Consider the following 18678-nt stretch of genomic DNA (forward strand, 5'->3'; position numbering starts at 1 on the left):
GGAGCTGAGGAGTAGCGCATGGCGGCACAGATTCGCGTGCTGCGGCGGCGGATCCGGTCGACGCAGTCCATCAAGAAGATCACGCGCGCGATGGAGCTCATCGCGACGTCGCGGATCATGAAGGCGCGCGCTCGGGTCGACGCCTCCCGGCCCTACGCCGAGCAGATCACGGCGGTCCTCACCGAGCTGGCCAACAACTCGGCGCTGGACCACCCGCTGCTCGTCGAGCGGGAGCAGCCCAAGCGCGCCGCCGTGCTGGTGGTCACGAGCGACCGCGGCCAGTGCGGCGGCTACAACGTCAACGTCCTCAAGGAGGCGGAGCAGCTGCAGCAGCTGCTCCGCGAGCAGGGCAAGCAGCCGGTGCTCTACGTCATCGGCCGCAAGGGCGTGAGCTACTACAAGTTCCGGCACCGCGAGGTGGAGCAGTCCTGGACCGGCTTCTCCGAGCAGCCCTCCTACGCCGACGCCGCCGAGGCGGCCACCGTGCTCGTCAATGCGTTCATGGAGGGCACCGCCGACGACGGCGCCAACGGCGTCGACGAGCTGCACCTGGTGTACACCCAGTTCAAGAACATGGTCACCCAGGTGCCGCAGGCCCGCCGGATGGCTCCGCTCGAGGTCGAGTACGAGACCGACACCGTCGGCACCCCAGGCGGCGAGATCGAGGAGCGGCGCGAGGCCGCGCAGCAGTCGGCGGGCGAGGTCAAGCCGCTCTACGAGTTCGAGCCCAACCCCGACTCGCTGTTCGACGCGCTGCTGCCCAAGTACATCGGGGCGCGGCTCTACGCCGCGCTGCTCGAGGCCGCTGCCTCGGAGTCGGCCGCCCGCCAGCGGGCGATGAAGGCCGCCACCGACAACGCCAACGAGCTGATCCGTACCCTGACACTCGAGGCCAACCAGGCCCGTCAGGCGCAGATCACCCAGGAGATCAGTGAGATCGTCGGTGGGGCCGACGCTCTCGTCAGCGCAGGGAGTGAGAGCTGAGATGACCGCCACCGCAGATACCCAGACCACGACCGGCCGGGTCGTCCGCGTCACCGGCCCGGTCGTCGACGTCGAGTTCCCCCGCAACGCCGTGCCGGAGCTCTACACGGCGCTCACGGTCGACGTGGAGTTCGGCGACCTCGCCAAGAAGCTCACCCTCGAGATCGCGCAGCACCTGGGCGACAACATGGTGCGCGCGATCTCGATGCAGCCCACCGACGGCCTCGTGCGCGGCCAGGCGGTCACCTCGCTGGGACGCCCGATCTCGGTGCCCGTCGGCGACCAGGTCAAGGGCCACGTCTTCAACGCCCTCGGCGACTGCCTCGACGACCCGGAGTTCAAGCCGACGGGCGACCTGTGGGGCATCCACCGGCAGGCCCCGTCGTTCGACCAGCTCGAGGGCCGCACCGAGATGCTGGAGACCGGCATCAAGGTCATCGACCTGCTCACCCCGTACGTCCAGGGTGGGAAGATCGGGCTGTTCGGCGGCGCGGGCGTCGGCAAGACGGTGCTCATCCAGGAGATGATCACCCGTGTCGCCAAGAACTTCGGTGGCACCTCGGTGTTCGCCGGCGTCGGCGAGCGCACCCGTGAGGGCAACGACCTGATCACGGAGATGACCGAGTCGGGCGTCATCAACGACACCGCGCTGGTGTTCGGCCAGATGGACGAGCCGCCCGGCACGCGTATGCGGGTCGCCCTGTCGGCGCTCACGATGGCCGAGTACTTCCGCGACGAGCTGAACCAGGACGTGCTGCTCTTCATCGACAACATCTTCCGGTTCACCCAGGCCGGCTCGGAGGTCTCCACGCTGCTCGGCCGCATGCCGTCCGCGGTGGGCTACCAGCCCACCTTGGCCGACGAGATGGGTGAGCTGCAGGAGCGGATCACCTCCACCCGCGGCCGCTCGATCACCTCGATGCAGGCGATCTACGTGCCGGCGGACGACTACACCGACCCCGCGCCGGCCACCACGTTCGCCCACCTCGACGCCACCACGGAGCTCTCCCGCCCGATCTCCCAGAAGGGGATCTACCCGGCGGTGGACCCGCTGTCGTCGACGTCGCGGATCCTCGACCCGCAGTACGTCGGCGACGAGCACTTCCGCGTCGCCAACGAGGTCAAGCGGATCCTGCAGAAGTACAACGACCTGCAGGACATCATCGCGATCATGGGTATCGACGAGCTCTCCGAGGAGGACCGCCAGCTCGTCGGGCGGGCCCGCCGCATCGAGCGCTTCCTGTCGCAGAACCTCCTGGTGGCCGAGCAGTTCACCGGCCAGCCCGGCTCCACGGTTCCGCTCAAGGAGACCATCGAGGCGTTCGACAAGATCGCCAAGGGCGAGTTCGACGACGTGCCCGAGCAGGCCTTCTTCCTCTGCGGCGGCCTCGAGGACCTCGACAAGAACCGCAAGAAGCTCGAGGCCTGATCGCCGTGGCAGATATGACGGTGGAGCTGGTCGCGGTCGAGCGACGGATCTGGTCGGGATCGGCCAGCTTCGTCCTCGCCCGCACCACGGTGGGCGAGATCGGCGTGCTGCCCGGTCACGAGCCCACGCTCGCACAGCTCGAGGACACGGCGGTCGTCCGCGTCGACGGCTCCGACGGCACGTCCACCACGCTGGCCGTGCACGGCGGGTTCCTGTCGATCACCCCGGAGACCGTCACGGTGCTGGCGGAGTACGCCGAGCTGGCCGACGAGATCGACGTGTCGCGGGCCCGCAACGCCCTCCAACGCGCCGACGCCTCGGACCCGGCCGGTGCCGCCGCCGCGGCGAGGGCCCATGTGCGGTTGAAAGCCGCCGGCGCGTCCGAGTAGCCGGGGCCGGGGTGGGAGCGACAGCGCTGCTCGTCAGCATCCTGTTGCTGCTCGCCTGTCTCTGTCTCGGATACCTCGCCATTCGGCGAGTACGCCTCATGCGGGGCGGTGGTGTGGACGTCTGTCTGCGCCGCCGCCCCGCTCGTCTTTCCCGGTTCCGCGCCCAGGACGGCACCGCGGGCTGGCACTTCGGGGTGGGCCGCTACCGCGGCGACGAGCTGGCCTGGTTCCGGCTCACCTCCCTGTGGCCCGGCCCCACCGTCGTCGTCAACCGCACGGAGCTGGAGATCGTCGACCGCCGCACACCCGTGAACCCCGAGGCCTACGTCATCCCGCAGGGCGCGTCGGTGCTGAACTGCCGCGTCCGGGGTGTGGACCTGGAACTCGCGATGTCCCCCGGCGTCCTCACCGGCTTCCTCTCGTGGGTCGAGGCCACCCCACCCGGCCGGACCGGCTACCGCCAGGCCTCCTGACCGCCAGGCCTCCTGACCGCGAGTCCCCCACCCCGCGGGCCGAATCCCGCGTTCGATGTCGGCGAGTCTCCCGTGCGCAGCCGAGTCCCGCGTTCTGTTGTCGGCGAGTCTCCCGTTTGCGCAGCCGAGTTCCGCGTCCTGCGTCGGCGAGTCTCCCGTCTCGCGGCCTGAGATCCCCGCGCCGTCCGCGCCACATGCGCATCTCGGCTCCGCGAACGCGAGACTCGCGTTTTGTGGCCTCGTGCTGTCTGCGGCGGCCGCGGCGACATGCGTATCTCGGCTCCCGAGACGGGAGACTCGCGTGCTCGGGTGCGGGACTCGCGGGGGGAGTGGCTGGGGGACTCGGCTCGTGAGATGGGGGACTCGGCTGAGCGAACGCGGAACTCGGCCGGCCAAACGGGAGACTCGCGTGCTCGGGTGAGGGACTCGCTGGTCAGGGGGTGTCCGGGCCGCCGGGGCGCCAGAGGACGTCGCCGTCGGGGTTGGCCACCCGGCCGAGGATGAACAGCAGGTCGGAGAGGCGGTTGAGGTACTTCGCCGTGAGCGGGTTGGTGCGCTCGGCGTCGACCTCCAGCAGCGCCCACACCGAGCGCTCCGCCCGGCGGGCGACGGTGCGGGCCACGTGCAGGTAGGCCGCCCCCGGCGTGCCGCCCGGCAGGATGAACGAGTCGAGCTTGGGGAGGCCCTCGTTGAACTCGTCGCACCAGCCCTCGAGGCGGGTGACGTACTCCTCGGTGATCCGCAGCGGCGGGTACTGCGGGTCGTCGACGATGGGTGCGCACAGGTCGGCGCCGACGTCGAACAGGTCGTTCTGCACCTGCCGGAGCGGGCCGACCACCTCCGCGGACAGCCCGCCGACGGTGACGGCCACCCCGAGCGCGGCGTTGCACTCGTCGGTGTCGGCGTAGGCCGCGAGCCGGGGGTCGGTCTTGCGGACGCGGCTGAAGTCGCCGAGCGCCGTGGTGCCGTCGTCGCCGGTACGGGTGTAGATCCTGGTGAGGTGCACCGCCATGGGGGCAGCCTATGCCGTCACGCGTTCGCCCCCGAGTCGACGAGCAGGGCGGTGCCGGTGATCGTCCGGCCGCCCGGGCCGGCGAGGTGGGCCACGGTGGCGGCGACGTCGTCGGCGCTCTGGTAGCGGCCCAGGGCGGAGAGGGCGCGCTGATCGTCGGCGGACGGTCCGTCGGCGGGGTTCATGTCCGTGTCGGTCGAGCCGGGGTGCACGACGTTGACGGTGATGCCGCGGGGCCCGAGTTCGCGGGCCAGCGCGCGGCTGAGGCCGGTGAGTGCCGACTTCGTCATCGCGTAGAGGGCGATGCCGCCGCGCGGGACGCGGTCGGCGAGGTTGCTGCCGATGCTGATGATCCGCCCGTTCGCGCCGAGGTGCGGGGACGCGGCCTGTGCCGCCACGAACGCCGCGCGCACGTGGATGGCGATGGTGCGGTCCAGCTCCTCCGGGCTGACCTGCTCGAACGGGCCGTACGGGAACACGCCCGCGTTGTTGACGAGCACGTCGAGGCGGCCGAGCTCGGCCACCGTGCGGTCGACGGCGGCCCGCACGGCGTCCGGGTCGGCGCTGTCCGCCCGCAGCGCGAGGGCGCGCCGTCCGAGGCCTTCGACCTCCCGGACCACCTTCGCGGCGTCGTCCTCCGCATCGCGGTAGGTGAGCGCCACGTCGGTGCCCTCGCGGGCCAGCCGCACAGCGATGGCCGCTCCGATGCCGCGGCTGCCGCCCGTCACGAGGGCCACCCGGCCTCTGGGGTCTGTCATCCGAGCTTCCTTTCTATAGTGATCACTAAGGAAGTCTGTGGCGCGGCGGGCAGCCCGTCAAGGGTTATTTTGAGTGACCGCTACAAAAGGTGGCGGTCGGCCCAGGTGGCGATGGCATCCCCGATCTCCGCGTGACGGTCCTCCGCGGCGTGGTGCCCGGCCTGCCCGCACGGCACGATCTCGAGGCCTGCGATGTTCTCGGCGCACCACGCGGCCATCTCCGGGCCTTGGACGGTGGGCGAGCCCTCGAACGTCAGCAGCAGCTTCGGCACGTCCGTGCTCTTCGCGAGCCACGCGTCGAACGCCTCGATCCGCGTGATGAGCTCGGCCGGTTCGCCGTCGATCGGCATCTGCTGGGCCCAGGCGAGGGCCGGGCGCCGTGCCTGCGGTGTCGGGAACGGGCGCAGGTACTCGGCCAGCACCTCCGGGGCGACCGGGGTCTGCACGGCGCGCGTGTAGGCCATCCGGATCAGCTCGTCGGTGTGCAGCAGCTCCTCGCCGCGGGTGCGGACCATCTCGGCACGGGCCCGGGCCTGCGGTGTGAGCGTGGCGCTGTCGATCGGCTTGATGATCGCCTCGAACAGCGCGAGGCCGCGCACCCGCTCCGGGTGCCGGGCGGCCCAGTCGCACGCGAGCGCGCCGCCCCAGTCGTGGCCGACGAGCGCGACGTCGTCGATCTCGAGGGCGTCGAACCAGGCGTCGAGGTGGCGCGCGTGATCGTCGAACAGGTACGGGATGTCGGGCTTCCCGGACCGGCCCATCCCGATGAGGTCGGGAGCGAGGAGTCGTCCCGGCCCGACCCGGGGGAGGACCTTGCGCCACATGTGCGACGAGGCGGGGTTGCCGTGCAGGAAGACGAACGTCCTCCCTGATCCGGTCTCCGTGTGGTGGATGGTCGAGTTGAGGACGGGCGTGTTGGGCATGGCGGTGTTCCCTTCCCTAAGCGAGTGGTGCGTCGAGCAGCGTGGCGAGGTCGCGGACGAAGGCGGTGGTGCGGGCGCTGTGCCTGCCCCCGAGCGGCTCCAGGAGGCGTTCGAGCAGTTCCTGGACGGTCTGCATGGCGGCTCGCACGCCGGTGCGGCCGTGGTCGGTGAGCGTGAGCTGGACGGCGCGGGTGTCGTGCGTGTCGCGGCGGCGGGTGACGAGGCCCTTCGCCTCGAGCGTGCGCGCCAGCTTCGAGACGTACAGCGCTTCGAGACCCGTCTCGTCGGCCAGCTCTCGCTGGCTCGGCTGCCGTCCCGCGCGCTCCAGGCCGTGCAGGGCGGCGAGCAGGACGTACTGGGCGTGGGTGAGATCCAGTGGGGCCAGCGCTCGGTCGACCGAGACCCGCCACCTCGTCGCCAGGCGCCAGACGAGGGCGCCTGCGGCCGTTCCCTGCGGTTCGGAGCTCATGCGAAATACGGTACATGGCTACTAAGTACATGGCTACTATCGGTCACGGGGGTATCTTGAGGGCGCGCTACAGAAGGGTGGGATCGTGGCGGAACGCGGGCGTCCACGCGGCTTCGACCGCGACGCGGCGCTGCGGCTCGCCATGGAGGCGTTCTGGGAGCACGGCTACGAGGGCACCTCCATCGGCGACCTCACCGCCCGGATGGGCATCCGCCCGCCCAGCCTGTACGCGGCGTTCGGCAGCAAGGAGCAGCTCTTCCGGGAGGCCGTGGCGCTCTACGAGGGCCTGGAGGGGGAGCCTCCCCTCCAGGCGCTGCGCGAGGCGCCCACGGCCCTCGCCGGCATCGAGGCGATGCTGCGGGCGAACGTCCGCTCCTACACCGCGCCCGGCCGGCCCACGGGGTGCATGGTCGTGCTGGCCGCCACCACGTACACGCCGAGCACCGAGGGCATCCGCGACTTCCTCGCGGAGCAACGCCGGGGCGGCACGGGGGCCGTGCGGGAGCGGCTGGCGCGCGGGCAGGACGACGGTGATGTGCCACCCGGCGCCGACATCGGTGCCTTGGCCGCGTACGTCATGTCCGTGCAGTACGGCCTTTCGCTGCAGGCGCGCGACGGAGCCGGGCGCGACGAGCTCGACGCGGTGGTGGACTGCGTGCTGGCGGGGTGGGACGGGGTGGTGGCCGCCCGCGTCACCGCGGCGGGCACCGGATAGCGTCGCCTCCGTGGCGGAGCACTTCGCGGTGAACGGTGGCGCCCGGCTCGTCGGCGCCGTCGACGTGGTCGGGGCGAAGAACAGCGTGCTGAAGCTGATGGCGGCGGCGCTGCTGGCCGAGGGCACCACGACGATCACGAACTGCCCGGAGATCCTGGACGTCCCGCTGATGGCCGACGTGTTGCGCAGCCTCGGCTGCACGGTCGAGGTCGACCAGGGCACGGTCACGATCGACGTGCCCGCGCAGCCCGGGGCGCAGGCCGACTACGCGTCCGTGTCGCGGCTGCGCGCGTCGGTGTGCGTGCTCGGGCCGCTCGTGGCGCGCTGCCGCCGCGCCGTGGTGCCGCTGCCCGGCGGCGACGCGATCGGCTCGCGCCCGCTCGACATGCACCAGGCCGGCCTGCGCAAGCTCGGCGCCACCACCGAGATCGAGCACGGCCGCGTGGTGGCGCAGGCCGACGAGCTGCGCGGGGCGCAGATCTGGCTCGACTTCCCCAGCGTCGGGGCCACCGAGAACATCCTGATGGCCGCCGTGCTGGCCGAGGGCACCACGGTGATCGACAACGCGGCGCGGGAACCGGAGATCGTCGACCTCTGCACGATGCTCCAGCAGATGGGCGCGAAGATCGACGGCGTCGGCAGCTCCACGCTCACGGTGCACGGCGTCCCCGGTCTGCAGCCCACCGAGCACCGCGTCATCGGCGACCGCATCGTCGGCGCCACGTGGGCGTTCGCCGCCGCGATGACGCGCGGCGAGGTCACGGTGCGCGGCGTCGACCCCCACCACATCGACCTCGTGCTCGACAAGCTGCGGTCGGCGGGCGCCGAGACCGAGATCGGCACCCAGGAGTTCACGGTTCGGATGGACGGCCGCCCGCGCGCCGTCGACTTCGTGACGCTGCCCTACCCGGGTTTCGCCACCGATCTGCAGCCGATGGCCATCGCGCTGTCCGCGGTGTCCGACGGCACGTCGATGATCACGGAGAACGTGTTCGAGGCGAGGTTCCGGTTCGTCGACGAGATGGTGCGCCTGGGCGCCGACGCCCGCACCGACGGCCACCACGCCGTGGTGCGGGGAGTGGAGCGTCTGTCCAGCGCCCCGGTGTGGGCGAGTGACATCCGCGCGGGCGCAGGCCTCGTGCTGGCCGGGCTGTGCGCCGACGGCCAGACCGAGGTGTGGGACGTCGAGCACATCGACCGCGGCTACCCGCGGTTCGTGGAGAACCTGTGCGCCCTCGGCGCCGACGTCGCGCGGGTGCAGTCGCAGCCCCGGCGCTAGCGGCCCCGTTGCCGCTGCCCCGTTGTGCCGGCAAGGTGGCTTTACTGGCGTAATGGGCCAGCAAAGCCACCTTGCCGGCGTTCCGGAGGGTCGGCTAGGCCTGCCCACCCAGCTGCGTGTAGACCTGCGCCGCGTTCTCGGCCCAACGACGGCATCGGCTACGAGCTCAACCCCGACGCCGCGGGCCGACGGCGCCACCTGGTGGATCATCGCGATCCCGGCGGCCTGCGCGTCGGCCGGGCTGCGGAACCGGCACGGCTCGCCCGCCATGGTGATCGTGTCCTCGTGGTCGGCGATCACCCCGGCCAGCACGTTCATCAGGGTGGACTTGCCCGCGCCGTTCTCCCCGAGCAGGGCGCGGACCTCGCCCGCCCGCACGGAGAGCTCCACGTCGTCGCAGGCCAGACGCCGCCGAAGCGCTTGGTGATCCCACTCATGGCGACCAGCGCAGCTGCGTCCCCCGGCACCCGCCACCCCCGTCGCGGTCGAGAAATCGATTCCATCCCCCGGGGTGGGAACGTAGGCATGTCACACCCGCCGTGCAAGCCCCGAGGCGATACGGGGGAGATCCCCACCCCGGTTCAGGGGCTGCCCCGATGGGCTGGGCGCCGCGATCACGTCAGGGTGGACGAGTGCCCGGTGAATGGATCGCCTCCTTCTTCGCGATGCTCGACGCGGTGCCCGCGTGGCAGCTGTACGCCGCCGTCGGCGTGCTGCTGGTGCTCGAGACCACCGTGCTGGTCGGGCTCGTCACACCGGGGGAGGTCGTCCTGCTCGCCGCGGCCACCACGGTGACCACAGCCGGGGAGTACGTGGCGCTGGCGGCCGTCGCGGCGGGGGCGAGCATGATCGGGCAGACCGGGGGGTACCTGCTCGGCCGCACGTACGGGGGGCGGATCCGGGCGAGCTGGGGCGGTCGCAAGATCGGCGAGGCCAACTGGGCGCGGGCCGAGTCCGTGCTGCGAGGGGGCACGGGCCGCGCGGTGGTCGGGTCGCGGTTCCTCGCCGTGGCCCACTCGCTGGTGCCCGTGATCGCCGGCACGCTGCGCATGCCGTGGGGGCGGTACGCGCGGTACACCGCGCTCGGCGCGTTGGTGTGGGGCCTGGTCTACGTCGGGCTCGGCAGTGCCGCGTCGATCGCGATCCGCAAGTCCGCTCACCTGCTCGGCCCCACGGTCACCACCGTGGTGGTCGCGGCGGTGGCGGTCACGCTGGTCGTGCGGGCGGTGCGCAAGCGCAGGCGGGCAGCTGGGGAGCCGGCCGCCTGCGACTCACCGTCCGCCGCGATCACCGTGGGGGGAGGCGCTCCGTCGGGGGACGGGGCGCCGGGATCGCCCGGGAGGTGATGAGGGGCCGGGCGGCCGTCGGGGGGCGGCGCCCGGCTCGAGCGGGGGAGGTGGTCGTGCTCCGGCGACGCGGGGCACGGCCACCTTCGTCATTCGCGCGGGCCGTCCTCGTGCACCACGACCCGGGCGTCGGCCAGGTCGGCGCGGAACACGAGCAATCGGAAGCCGCCGTCGGCCCGCCCGACGGTGGCCCGGATCCCGGCGTCGGTCAGCCGCGAGCGCAGCACCTGCGCCGCCGCCTCCGTCGGCACCCGCGAGACCTCGGTGAGCAGGCCGTCGCCGGTGGGGTCGTCCGGATCGGGAAGGTAGGGGGCGGGATGGTCGCGCCCGGTGCCGAACGTCCAGCGCAGCGCGAGCAGCACGATCCCGAGCATCAGGACAGCGCCGAGGACCATGGTGAGCCGGGCGTCAGGCACAGCACGATTGTCCGCCGCGGGGCCGGGATCCGTCCCACCACCTGGATCGATCCGTCGGTGTGACGCCGCTCGTCATCCGGCGCCGCGGGGGCTACGCGCCAGTAGCATCCGCCGTGCAGTTCATCTCGAGGCGGAGGTGCCCGGTGCCGTACCCCACCGACGGCGAGCGCGATCGCCCCTGGGTGATCCGCACGTACGCGGGCCACTCGTCGGCCACGAAGTCGAACGCCCTCTACCGGCGCAACCTCGAGAAGGGGCAGACCGGCCTCTCCGTGGCGTTCGACCTTCCCACACAGACCGGTTACGACCCCGACGACGAGCTCGCGAAGGGCGAGGTCGGCAAGGTCGGGGTGCCGGTGAGCCACATCGGGGACATGCGCGCGCTGTTCGACGGCATCCCGATGTCCGAGGCCAACACCTCGATGACGATCAACGCCCCGGCGATGTGGCTGCTCGCGCTCTACGTGGCGGTGGCCGACGAGCACGGCGCCGACCGCGCGACGCTCGCGGGCACCACGCAGAACGACATCGTCAAGGAGTACCTGTCGCGGGGCACGTACGTGTTCCCGCCCGCGCCGAGCATGCGCCTGATCTCGGACATGATCGCCTGGTCGGTGCCGAACCTGCCCAAGTGGAACCCGATCAACATTTGCAGCTACCACCTGCAGGAAGCCGGGGCCACGCCGCCGCAGGAGCTGGCGTACGCGCTGTCCACGGCGATCGCCGTGCTGGACTCCGTGCGCGACGCGGGGCAGGTGCCGCAGGAGCGGTTCGGCGACGTCGTCGGGCGCATCTCGTTCTTCGTGAACGCCGGGCTGCGGTTCGTCGAGGAGATGTGCAAGATGCGCGCCCTCGCCCGGCTCTGGGACGAGATCACGCGCGAGCGCTACGGCGTGCAGGACCCCAAGCAGCGCAGGTTGCGCTACGGCGTGCAGGTCAACTCGCTCGGGCTCACCGAGGCGCAGCCGGAGAACAACGTGCAGCGCATCGTGTTGGAGATGCTCGCCGTCACGCTCTCGCGCGACGCGCGGGCCCGCGCGATCCAGCTGCCCGCGTGGAACGAGGCGCTCGGGCTGCCCCGGCCGTGGGACCAGCAGTGGGCGCTGCGGATGCAGCAGGTGCTGGCCTACGAGACCGACCTGCTCGAGTACGAGGACCTGTTCGACGGCAGCCGCGTGGTCGAGGCGAAGGTGTCCGAGCTGGTCGAGGGCGCCCGAGCCGAGATCGACCGGGTGCAGGAGATGGGCGGCGCGGTCGCGGCCGTCGAGTCCGGCTACATCAAGGGCAAGCTCGTGAGCTCCCTCGCCGAGCGGCGCCGGCGCATCGAGACCGGCGAGGACGTGGTCGTGGGCGTCAACCGGTTCCAGAGCACGGAGCCCAGCCCGTTGCAGGCCGAGGGGGCCGCGGCGATCGAGACGGTGGACCCGGCCACGGAGGCCGCCGCGGTGGAGGCGATCCGCGCCTGGCGGGCCGGGCGGGATCGCGGCGCGGTCGAGGCCGCCCTCGCCGCGCTGCGCGACGCGGCCAAGACCGACGCCAACCTGATGGAGCCCTCGATCGCCTGCGCGAAGGCCGGCGTCACCACCGGCGAGTGGGCCGGCGTGCTGCGCGAGGTGTTCGGCGAGTTCCGGGCGCCCACCGGGGTGTCGGCGGTGGCGGTCGGAGGCGCGGCCGCCGCCGAGATCGCGGAGGTGCGCGAGCGGGTGCGCGCGGCGGGCGAGACGATCGGGTCGCGCCTGCGGATGCTGGTGGGCAAGCCGGGCCTCGACGGGCACTCGAACGGCGCCGAGCAGGTGGCCGTGCGGGCCCGCGACGTCGGGTTCGAGGTCGTCTACCAGGGCATCAGGCTCACGCCCGCGCAGATCGTGGCCGCGGCTGTGCAGGAAGGCGTGCACGTGGTGGGGCTCTCGGTGCTGTCCGGGTCGCACCTCGAGGTGGTGCCCGCCGTCGTCGACGGGCTGCGTGCCGCGGGCGCCGACGACGTGCCGGTCGTCGTGGGCGGGATCATCCCGGCCGAGGACGCCGCCGCGCTGCGCGAGCGCGGTGTGGCGGCCGTGTTCACGCCGAAGGACTACCAGCTCACGGCCATGATGGACAAGATCGTCGACCTGATCCTGGCCGCGCGCGCCTGAGCGCGGGCGGGGTCACTCGCCGCCGTTCTCCTCGCCGTTGGCCCGCTCGCCACGGCGGCGGAAGAACCCGAGGCCCGGGATGCCCTGGATCGCCTGGCGCACCTCCTTGAGCTGCTCGAGCAGCTCGTGGACGTCCGGGCCGACGCGGTCGAGGGTGGCGAGGATCGGCATGATGTCGCGCTCCATGTGCTCGGTGAGCTGCGGGAGCTGGTCCACCAGCCGGATCGCGGCGTGCACCTCCTCCTCGGTGAACTCCGCGACGAACCGTTGCGCCAGCGGAGCCGCCTGGCGCGCGATCGGCTGGTAGACGGCGAGCAGCTCGGAGGCACCCCCGGCGGCGTCCGCCGCCTCGTCGACCACGCCGCCCGCCCGGTCGGCCACCGCGGCGGCCTTGCCGATCACCTCACCCGCGCCGTCGGCGACCCCGCCCGCGGTGGCGACGATCGCGCGCGCGTCGTCGGCCACCGTGCCCGCCTTCCCGACGAGGACAGCGGCGTCGTCGGCCACTCCACCGGCCCGGCTGACCAGCGCATTCGCGGCGTCGGATACCGAGCGGACCTCCGTCAGGAGGGCGTCGACGGTGCGGACCATCGCGTCGGCGTCTCCGAGCACCTCGTCGACCCGCCCCACCGCCACGCGGACGGCGGCCAGCAGCTCGTCGACGGACCGCATGATCCCGTCGGTGCGGTCCACCATGGCCTCGGCGCGGTCGGCCACCGCGCCGATCCGCCGGACCAGCCCGTCGGCCTCGTCGAGGAGCCCGGACACCCGCGCGGGGAGTCCGGCCACGACCTGGACGGCCTCGTCGCCCCACCCGGCGACGGCGCGCGCCCCGGCGATGACGTCGGTCGGCCCCACCCAGACCGGGAGCCCGGCGATGCGCAGCATGCCCCGATCCTGACGCATCCGCGCCTCATCGGCTCGGCGGGCCCGCCGAGCCGATCATGCGGAGAAACCCAATGAAATACCCAGCTCCTTCATCGTTCATGGCGTCCGATCGGGTGAATTACGGGCGTGGATGTGCAGGTCATTGCGGTCCCGTAACGAGTACCGCTCTGACGAGCCCGGATGCGGGCGAGCCGAACCTGTTCACCTACGTTCGTACGACGAACGGCTGTGGCCGGCGGGGGGCCGCGGTACGACGGGAAGGAGAACCAGATGACGCAGCGAGGCTGGAGTCGACGCGACTTCATCCGCCGCACGGCCACGGCCGGCGCGGTCGCGCTGGGCGGCGGGACGCTGCTCGGCGCGTGCCAGGCGACGGGCGGTGGCGGCGGTGGCGCCGAGGGCGGCAGCGTGCTGGAGCAGGCAAGGAGCAACGGCAGCATCAGGATCGGTATCGCGGGCGAGGAGCCGTACGGCTTCACCGACGCCGGCGGCGCCGTCACCGGTGAGGCACCCTCGGTCGCCAAGGTCGTGCTGCAGGCCATCGGTATCGCCGAGGTGCAGGCCGAGCAGGTCGACTTCGGCTCGCTCATTCCCGCGCTGAACGCCAACCGTTACGACATGGTGTGCGCCGGCATGAACATCACGCCCGAGCGTTGTGGCCAGGCCGCGTTCTCGATCCCGGACTACTCGGCGCTGACGGCCTTCCTCGTGCCCACCGGCAACCCCGAGCAGGTCGCGACCTTCGAGGACATCGCGTCCAAGGGCCTGCCGCTTGCGGTGCTGAGCGCCGCGGTGGAGCAGGGCTACGCGGAGTCCGCCGGGGTGCCCGCCGGCAACATCAGCGCGTTCGACGACCAGAACGCGCTCCTGCAGGCCGTCACCTCGGGCCGGGCCTACGCCGCCGCGCTCACGGACATCTCGCTCAAGTGGCTGGCCGGCAAGAACCCGGACGCCGGGGTCGAGGTCACCGAGGGCTTCACCCCCACCGAGAACGGGGAGCCGGTCGTCTCGGCGGGTGGCTTCGTGTTCCGGCAGGCCGACAACGACCTGCGCGAGGCGTTCAACGCGGAGCTGCAGAAGGCCCACGAGGACGGGCGGTGGCTCACCGCGGCGAGCCCCTTCGGGTTCTCGGAGGCCAACCTGCCTGCGGCCGACCTGACCACCGAGAAGCTCTGCGCCGCCTGAGCCGGCCATGGAAAACCTCGGCACCTGGATATCGATCCTCAACCAGGGCCTGCCGAACACTCTGATCGCGACGATCGGGGGCATCGCGCTCACGATCGTGCTGTCGTTCGGGGCCGGCCTGGCCCTCCTGTCGCCGTGGCGCTGGGTGCGGGTGATCAGCCGGATCTACGTGGAAGGGCTGCGCGGCACGTCCGAGGTCGTGCAGCTGTTCTGGATCTTCTTCGCGCTCCCGGTGCTGGTCGGCTTCGAGTTCATCCCGATCTGGGGCGGCGTGGCCGTGCTGGGCCTCAACCACGGGGCGTACGGCGCCGAGATCGTCCGCGGCGCCGTGCAGTCGGTGCCGCGGGCGCAGTACGAGGGTGCGTTGGCGCTGAGCCTCTCGCCCGCCCAGCGGATGCGCCGGGTGATCCTGCCGCAGGCGGTGGCCGAGATGATCCCGCCGTTCAACAACCTGTTCATCCAGCTGCTCAAGAGCACGTCGATCTTGTCGTTCGTGTTCATCCACGAGCTCACCCGCCAGGCGCAGGACGTACTCGTCCCGAACTTCAACCCCTGGGTCATCCAGATCTACCTGCTGTTGCTGCTCTACTACCTGATCTTGTCACTGGTCATCACCGCGGTGATGCGGGCGCTGGAGCGGGCCACCGCCGTGCGCCTCGGCCGTCGGCCGTCCCGCGGCGCGGCCCGAGCGCTGGCGGGGACCCACTGATGGCCGTCTGGGACTGGAACTACGCGTTCTCGATCCTGCCCGCCCTGGTCCAGGGGCTCGGGCTCACGCTCGTGGCGACGGTGCTCGGCTCGATCATCGCGATGCTGCTCGGTCTCGTGTTCGCGGTGCTGCAGCGCGGGCCGCGGGTTATCGCGATCATCGTGCGGGGTTTCGTCGAGTTCGTCCGCAGCACCCCGCTGCTGGTGCAGATCTTCTTCCTGTTCTTCGGGCTTCCGACGCTCGGGATCGTGCTGCCCGCGCTGGTGGTCGGCGTGATCGCGCTCGGCGTGCACTACGCCTGCTACACCTCTGAGGTGTACCGGGCCGGCATCGAGGCCGTCCCGCGCGGGCAGTGGGAGGCCGCGACGGCGCTGTCGCTGCCACCGTCCCGGATCTGGACGGGCGTCGTGCTGCCGCAGGCCGTCCCGCGGGTGATCCCGGCGCTGGGCAACTACGTGATCTCGATGTTCAAGGAGGTCCCGCTGCTGGTCGGGATCGGCATCCTCGACGTCGTCGGGCGGGCGGAGGAGGCCGGTGACACGTACTTCCGCTACGTCGAGCCCTACACCATGGCGGGCCTGTTCTTCCTGCTGCTGAGCTATCCCGCGTCGCTGCTGATGCGCAGATTGGAGCGTCGTGTCGGAGCAATCTAACGGTGCCGGCGAGCCGATGATCGTGTTCGACGGCGTGGAGAAGCGGTTCGGGGACAACGTCGTCCTCTCGGACCTCAACTTCACCGTGGCCCCGGGCGAGCACGTCACGCTGATCGGGCCGTCCGGGTCGGGCAAGACCACGATCCTGCGCCTGCTGATGTGCCTTGAGTCCGTCACCAGAGGCACGATCCGGGTCGCGGGGGACTACCTCTCCCACATGGAGAAGGGCGGCAAGCTCATCCCCGCCGACGAGAAGCACTCCCGTGAGGTGCGCAAGCGCATCGGGATGGTGTTCCAGCAGTTCAACCTGTTCCCGAACATGACCGTGCGCGGCAACCTGATCGAGGCGCCCACCCGCGTCCTCGGCCTGTCCAAGGACGAGGCCAACGCGCGGGCGAAGGAACTGCTCGACCTCGTCGGCCTGGGCGAGAAGATCGACGAGCACCCGTCCCGGCTCTCGGGCGGGCAGCAGCAGCGGGTGGCGATCGCGCGTGCGCTCGCCATGCAGCCCGACGTCCTGCTGCTCGACGAGGTGACCTCGGCGCTCGACCCCGAGCTGGTCGCCGGCGTCCTGGCCCTCCTGCGCGACATCGGCGAGAGCACCGACATCACCATCCTCTGCGTCACGCACGAGATGGGCTTCGCCCGCGACTTCTCGCACCGGGTGATGATGTTCGACGGCGGGCAGGTGATCGAGGACGCGCCGCCGGACAAGCTCTTCTCCGAGCCGGACAACCCGCGGACGAAGGAGTTCCTGAAGGCCGTGCTCTCGCACTAGATGCACCCGGCGACACTGGTGTGCGGCTCGAAGGCTCTGGCTTGTTGACCAAGGGCAGATGGTCGCTCCCGGAGATCGAACTACGACCATCTGCCCTTGATCGGCACCCCTCGGGCGTCGAGCCGTACTGAGCTGTCGTGGTGCCGACCGGATCGCGCTTCTCGGATCGATCAGCGGGTCCGAGCAGGCCGTCACGGCTTTTGCGGCGACACTGGTGTGCGGCTCGGTGCGTTCACGCCTCGGTTGGGGCTCGGCGGCTGAGCTCGACCCGTTCCTGCTCGGCGACCAAGGGCAGATGGTCGCTCCCGGAGATCGAACCGCGACCTCCTGCCCTTGATCGGCACGATCTCGAGCAGGCTGTCAGGCCCGGCAGAGTTCGTCCGTCGTCAGGTCCCGCGGCGGCAGGTTCTCGGGGCCGAAGCCGAAGGGTTCGGTGATCCGCAGCCACTCGCCCGAGGCCTGCAGCTCCGCGAGGGCCGGGTTGAACGCGGCCAGCAGGTCGTCCTCCCCGATGCGAACGGCGAAGGCCGCGGCGGGGACGACGGGGCGGCCGCCGATGCGGGGTTCGACGCCCTCGGTGACCGCGAGCCCCGAGCCGGGGTTGCGCCGCAGCACGTCGAGCAGCGAGATCCGGGTGAGGGCGCCTGCGGGGACCCGGTCCTCGGCCACCTGGCGGAACAGGTTCATCTGGGTGTCGACGATCACCAGTCGGTCGTCGGGCACGCCGGCGGCGCGGGCGTAGTCGATCTCGGTGGCGCCTGCGAGCACGGCGAGCCGGATGCCGGTGCGGGCGACGTCGCGGAAGGAGTCGATCCGGTGCGGGTTGCCGCGGCGCACCAGGAACGCGGACGGGGCCACGAAGTCCGGGCGGGTGAACGCCACCGCGCGGCAGCGTTCGGGGGTGATCGTCGTGCCGGCGGCGATCAGGTCGAACTGGCCGTCGCGCAGGCGCGGGACCAGGTCGTGGAACGGCACCTGCACGGCCTCGATCCCGGGCACCCCGATGCGCGCGAGCACCGCGCGGGCAACCTCCGGCTGCGCGCCCGTCACGCTCCCGTCGGGTGCGGTGTAGGAGTACGGCTGCTCTCCCGAGATCCCGATGCGGATCGCGCCGACCGCACGGGCCCGTTCCAGGCTGGTGCCCGACGGCTGGGAGCACCCCGCGGCCGCCCCGGCGAGTGCCGTGAGCGCGAGGAGCCGCCGTCGGGAGATCATCGCGGTCAGCGTAGGCGGCGCCGGGCCGGTCGGCGCGCTCGACGTCAGTCCGGCCAGTTCGGCGAGCGCTTCTCCAGGAACGCCGCCATTCCCTCCTTCGCGCCCGGCGACTGCGACAGCGAGGCCATGACCTCCACCGCGATCGCGTAGGCGTCGGCCTCCGGGCGGTCGAGCTGCGCGTACAGCGTCTGCTTGCCGACGCCCTTCCCGAACCGGCTGCCGCGGGTGGCGCGGGCGAGCAGCTCGTCCACGCGGGCGTCCAGCTCGTCGTCCGGGACGGCGTAGTTGATCAGGCCCCACTCGGCGGCCGTCCGCGCGTCGATCGGGTCGCCGGTGAACGCCATCTCCATCAGCCGCTTGCGCCCGATGTTGCGGGCGACGGGCACGGCGGGGGTGTGGCAGAACCAGCCGCCCTTGCCGCCCGGGAGGGCGAAGCTCGCCGACTCCGCGGCCACGGCCAGGTCGCAGGAGGCCACCAGCTGGCACCCGGCGGCCGTCGCGATCGCGTGGACGCGGGCGATCACGACCTGCGGCACCGACTCGATCGTGCGCATCACGTTGGTGCACAGCTGCAGCAGGTCGCGCACGCCCGCGAGGTCTCGGGTGGCGACGTCACCGAAGTCGTGGCCCGCGGAGAAGGCCTTGCCTTCGCCGGCCAGCACGATGCCGGTGGCGTCGGAGCGCCCCACGGTCTCGAAGGCGTCCAGCAGCTCGCGCAGGTGGGCCTCGGTGAGCGTGTTGCGCCGCTCGGGTCGGTTCATCGTGATCCGGACGGTCGGACCGTCCTGCTTCACCAGCAGGTGCTCGTAGTCGCCCATGGCCCGACGGTAGCCCGCCCGTCCTCCGATCGGGAGTTGCCCGCGCGTCGGCCCGGGTCTACTGTGACCGCATGACTGGAAACGCAAATCTGGTCATGGAGTTCTGA

19 protein-coding genes and 2 pseudogenes are annotated in these 18678 nt (G+C 71.7%); 12 read left to right on the forward strand and 9 right to left on the reverse strand.

Features of this window, described 5'->3' with window-relative positions; all coding sequences use genetic code 11:
* Nucleotides 1–18 precede the first annotated feature (18 nt).
* The 4 genes from ACFPL3_RS03885 to ACFPL3_RS03900 are packed head-to-tail and all read left to right on the forward strand — an operon-like array spanning nt 19 to nt 3275.
* Nucleotides 19–984 (forward strand): F0F1 ATP synthase subunit gamma, encoded by a 966-nt coding sequence (locus tag ACFPL3_RS03885; RefSeq protein ID WP_343942386.1) that lies wholly within the window; start codon nt 19–21, stop codon nt 982–984.
* A gap of 1 nt (nt 985) precedes the next feature.
* Nucleotides 986–2413, forward strand: a complete 1428-nt coding sequence (gene atpD / locus ACFPL3_RS03890) for a F0F1 ATP synthase subunit beta (RefSeq protein WP_343942385.1) — start codon at nt 986–988, stop codon at nt 2411–2413.
* 14 nt (nt 2414–2427) lie between these two features.
* Complete coding sequence (locus ACFPL3_RS03895; RefSeq protein ID WP_343942403.1) at nt 2428–2802, forward strand: F0F1 ATP synthase subunit epsilon; 375 nt, start codon at nt 2428–2430, stop codon at nt 2800–2802.
* Nucleotides 2803–2813: 11 nt separating this feature from the next.
* Nucleotides 2814–3275 (forward strand): DUF2550 domain-containing protein, encoded by a 462-nt coding sequence (locus ACFPL3_RS03900; RefSeq protein ID WP_343942384.1) that lies wholly within the window; start codon nt 2814–2816, stop codon nt 3273–3275.
* Nucleotides 3276–3708: 433 nt separating this feature from the next.
* Here the strand turns inward: ACFPL3_RS03900 and ACFPL3_RS03905 are convergent, their stop codons facing one another.
* The 4 genes and pseudogenes from ACFPL3_RS03905 to ACFPL3_RS03920 form a co-directional block, all read right to left on the reverse strand.
* Nucleotides 3709–4287 (reverse strand): cob(I)yrinic acid a,c-diamide adenosyltransferase, encoded by a 579-nt coding sequence (locus ACFPL3_RS03905; protein WP_343942383.1) that lies wholly within the window; start codon nt 4285–4287, stop codon nt 3709–3711.
* Nucleotides 4288–4304: 17 nt separating this feature from the next.
* A complete protein-coding gene (locus ACFPL3_RS03910; RefSeq protein ID WP_343942382.1) occupies nt 4305–5045 on the reverse strand; it encodes an SDR family NAD(P)-dependent oxidoreductase in 741 nt (246 codons plus the stop codon).
* Nucleotides 5046–5125: 80 nt separating this feature from the next.
* Nucleotides 5126–5971: pseudogene (locus ACFPL3_RS03915) on the reverse strand (haloalkane dehalogenase); the annotation flags it as partial.
* A gap of 13 nt (nt 5972–5984) precedes the next feature.
* A complete protein-coding gene (locus ACFPL3_RS03920) occupies nt 5985–6437 on the reverse strand; it encodes a MarR family winged helix-turn-helix transcriptional regulator (RefSeq protein WP_343942381.1) in 453 nt (150 codons plus the stop codon).
* 85 nt (nt 6438–6522) lie between these two features.
* Here ACFPL3_RS03920 and ACFPL3_RS03925 point away from each other — a divergent pair, with 85 nt between their 5' ends.
* Both ACFPL3_RS03925 and murA read left to right on the forward strand, forming a co-directional pair.
* On the forward strand, nt 6523–7152 hold the full coding sequence (locus ACFPL3_RS03925; RefSeq protein WP_343942380.1) for a TetR/AcrR family transcriptional regulator: 630 nt from the start codon (nt 6523–6525) through the stop codon (nt 7150–7152).
* A gap of 10 nt (nt 7153–7162) precedes the next feature.
* Nucleotides 7163–8431 carry a UDP-N-acetylglucosamine 1-carboxyvinyltransferase gene (murA, locus tag ACFPL3_RS03930; RefSeq protein ID WP_343942379.1) on the forward strand — a complete coding sequence of 423 codons (1269 nt, stop codon included), beginning with the start codon at nt 7163–7165 and terminating at the stop codon, nt 8429–8431.
* 198 nt (nt 8432–8629) lie between these two features.
* Here the strand turns inward: murA and ACFPL3_RS03935 are convergent.
* A pseudogene (locus ACFPL3_RS03935) lies at nt 8630–8934 on the reverse strand (ATP-binding cassette domain-containing protein); the annotation flags it as partial.
* Nucleotides 8935–9063: 129 nt separating this feature from the next.
* On the opposite strand from ACFPL3_RS03935, the gene ACFPL3_RS03940 reads away from it, so the two are divergent.
* Nucleotides 9064–9777: a DedA family protein gene (locus tag ACFPL3_RS03940; protein ID WP_343942378.1), complete on the forward strand. Its 714-nt coding sequence runs from the start codon at nt 9064–9066 to the stop codon at nt 9775–9777.
* Between the two features lie 89 nt (nt 9778–9866).
* On the opposite strand, the gene ACFPL3_RS03945 is transcribed toward ACFPL3_RS03940, so the two are convergent.
* A complete protein-coding gene (locus ACFPL3_RS03945; protein WP_343942377.1) occupies nt 9867–10193 on the reverse strand; it encodes a hypothetical protein in 327 nt (108 codons plus the stop codon).
* A gap of 143 nt (nt 10194–10336) precedes the next feature.
* On the opposite strand from ACFPL3_RS03945, the gene ACFPL3_RS03950 reads away from it, so the two are divergent.
* Entirely contained in the window at nt 10337–12325 is a 1989-nt protein-coding gene (locus ACFPL3_RS03950) for a protein meaA (protein WP_343942376.1), read from the forward strand.
* Between the two features lie 12 nt (nt 12326–12337).
* Here ACFPL3_RS03950 and ACFPL3_RS03955 read toward each other — a convergent pair whose 3' ends face one another.
* A complete protein-coding gene (locus ACFPL3_RS03955) occupies nt 12338–13231 on the reverse strand; it encodes a hypothetical protein (RefSeq protein WP_343942375.1) in 894 nt (297 codons plus the stop codon).
* Between the two features lie 252 nt (nt 13232–13483).
* Here ACFPL3_RS03955 and ehuB (ACFPL3_RS03960) point away from each other — a divergent pair, with 252 nt between their 5' ends.
* The 4 genes from ehuB (ACFPL3_RS03960) to ehuA are packed head-to-tail and all read left to right on the forward strand — an operon-like array spanning nt 13484 to nt 16538.
* Nucleotides 13484–14398 carry an ectoine/hydroxyectoine ABC transporter substrate-binding protein EhuB gene (ehuB, locus tag ACFPL3_RS03960; protein WP_343942374.1) on the forward strand — a complete coding sequence of 305 codons (915 nt, stop codon included), beginning with the start codon at nt 13484–13486 and terminating at the stop codon, nt 14396–14398.
* 7 nt (nt 14399–14405) lie between these two features.
* Nucleotides 14406–15107: an ectoine/hydroxyectoine ABC transporter permease subunit EhuC gene (gene ehuC, locus ACFPL3_RS03965; protein WP_343942373.1), complete on the forward strand. Its 702-nt coding sequence runs from the start codon at nt 14406–14408 to the stop codon at nt 15105–15107.
* Complete coding sequence (gene ehuD / locus ACFPL3_RS03970) at nt 15107–15760, forward strand: ectoine/hydroxyectoine ABC transporter permease subunit EhuD (protein ID WP_379588376.1); 654 nt, start codon at nt 15107–15109, stop codon at nt 15758–15760. The genes ehuC and ehuD overlap by 1 nt, the downstream gene beginning before the upstream one ends.
* A 16-nt stretch (nt 15761–15776) precedes the next feature.
* On the forward strand, nt 15777–16538 hold the full coding sequence (gene ehuA, locus ACFPL3_RS03975; RefSeq protein WP_343942401.1) for an ectoine/hydroxyectoine ABC transporter ATP-binding protein EhuA: 762 nt from the start codon (nt 15777–15779) through the stop codon (nt 16536–16538).
* A gap of 360 nt (nt 16539–16898) precedes the next feature.
* Here ehuA and ehuB (ACFPL3_RS03980) read toward each other — a convergent pair whose 3' ends face one another.
* Nucleotides 16899–17753, reverse strand: coding sequence for an ectoine/hydroxyectoine ABC transporter substrate-binding protein EhuB (ehuB, locus tag ACFPL3_RS03980; protein WP_343942372.1), 855 nt, complete (start codon nt 17751–17753; stop codon nt 16899–16901).
* A 44-nt stretch (nt 17754–17797) separates the two neighbouring features.
* Nucleotides 17798–18571, reverse strand: coding sequence for an enoyl-CoA hydratase-related protein (locus ACFPL3_RS03985; RefSeq protein ID WP_343942371.1), 774 nt, complete (start codon nt 18569–18571; stop codon nt 17798–17800).
* Between the last annotated feature and the right edge of the window lie 107 nt (nt 18572–18678).

The organism is Pseudonocardia zijingensis, assembly GCF_042657305.1.
In the GTDB taxonomy this organism is placed as follows: Bacteria; Actinomycetota; Actinomycetes; order Mycobacteriales; family Pseudonocardiaceae; genus Pseudonocardia; species Pseudonocardia zijingensis.